Source organism: Cellulomonas sp. IC4_254, assembly GCF_011603975.1.
GTDB lineage: Bacteria > Actinomycetota > Actinomycetes > Actinomycetales > Cellulomonadaceae > Cellulomonas.
Genome location: NZ_JAANNB010000365.1, coordinates 1 through 1,444, shown reverse-complemented (window position 1 = coordinate 1,444; position 1,444 = coordinate 1). Strand labels below are relative to the sequence as shown.

General features: G+C 74.7%; 2 protein-coding genes. Both read right to left on the bottom strand.

Annotation, left to right across the window (positions count from 1 at the left end; translation table 11 throughout):
- Positions 1-381: LLM class flavin-dependent oxidoreductase (locus G6556_RS18810; protein WP_166944666.1), on the bottom strand; the 381-nt coding region annotated here is incomplete at its 3' end.
- A 47-nt stretch (positions 382-428) separates the two neighbouring features.
- The gene (locus G6556_RS18805) at positions 429-1,442 is read right to left on the bottom strand and encodes an ABC transporter substrate-binding protein (protein WP_166944665.1); all 1,014 of its coding nucleotides are present in this window, start codon (positions 1,440-1,442) and stop codon (positions 429-431) included.
- Positions 1,443-1,444 lie beyond the last annotated feature (2 nt).

Genomic DNA, 1,444 nt, shown 5'->3' with positions numbered 1-1,444 from the left:
CCCCGGTGCGCCGTCCTTCGGCCCGCCCGCGGGCGTGAACGCCCGCCCCAGCCCGAGGTCGACGCGCCCCGGGTGCAGCGCGGCGATCGTGCCGAACTGCTCCGCGGCGACCAAAGGGCTGGTGGTGCTGAGCAGCACCGCCCCCGAGCCGACGCGGATGCGCGCGGTGCGGGCGGCGACGGCGGCGGCGAGCACCGCGGGCGACGCCGAGCCGACGCCCGGCGACAGGTGGTGCTCGGCGTACCAGACGCGGCGGTAGCCGAGCCGGTCGAGGTCGACGGCCAGCTCGACGGCCGCCCGCACGGCCTGGGCGCCGGTGCCGCCCGCGGGCACGACCGCGAGGTCGAGCACGGACAGCGGGACGCGGGGGTTCTCGGACATGGTTCTCCTCCGGGGTGGGTGCGGGCGGGCCGTCGGCGGGTGCGGCGTCAGGACGTCTTGGGCAGGCCCGGCGGGTTGGTCTCGGGCGCGTCGATCGCCTCGTCCTCCAGGCCCCAGCGCTCCAGGACCTGCTCGTAGGAGCCGTCGTCGAACGCGCCCTGCAGCGCGGCGGTCACGGCGTCGGCCCAGCCGCTGCCCTTGAGCGTGGTGACGGCGATCTGCGCGGTGTCCGGCCAGCCGCCGTTCAGGGTGCCGACGACGGTGAAGTCCTGCGGCGAGACCCTCGCCTTGTACGCGGCGGTGGCGTTCGGGCCGAACGAGGCGTCGATGCGGCCGGACTGCAGCGCGAGGATCGTGTCGCCGTCGTTCTCGAAGTACTCGACCTGGACCGGGTCGAGGCCGGCGGCCTGGTTCTCCTCGTCCCAGGCGAGCAGGATCTTCTCCTGGTTGGTGCCCGAGCCGACGGCCACGGTGAGGCCGGCGATGTCGGACGGCTCGTCGATCTCGGTGATGTCGCTGCCGGCCTTGACCAGCCAGCCGAGCTCGTCGTTCCGGTAGGACGAGAAGTCGAACAGCTCCTTGCGCTCCTCGGTCACGGTGACGTTGGAGATGGTGGCGTCGACGTCGCCGGACTGGACCGCCAGCGGCCAGTCGGCCCAGGCCTTCACCTGCAGGTCGAGGTCCTTGCCCAGCGCATCCGCGACGAGCTGCGCGATGTCCGTCTCGTTGCCGATCGGCGTCTGGTCGTCGTCGGCGAGGAACGCCAGCGGCGCGACGTAGGCGCTCACCGCGACGGTGAACGTGTCCTGCTCCGCCAGCTCCGGGGGCAGCAGGGCGATGGCGTCCGGGTTCTCCGCGGTGTGGATGCGGTCCTGGTCCGGGCTGGTGTTCACCTCGAGCCCGGCGGCCTCGGCGGCGTCCTGCAGGTCGCTGCCGGCGGCGCTCTCCGCCGCGTCGGAGGTCCCGCCGCAGGCGGCGAGCAGGGCGAGGACGGGCACGAGCGCCAGGGCGGCGTGCGGGCGGCGGCGGGAGCCGGGCGGGCTGGTGCGGGTCGTGCGCATGG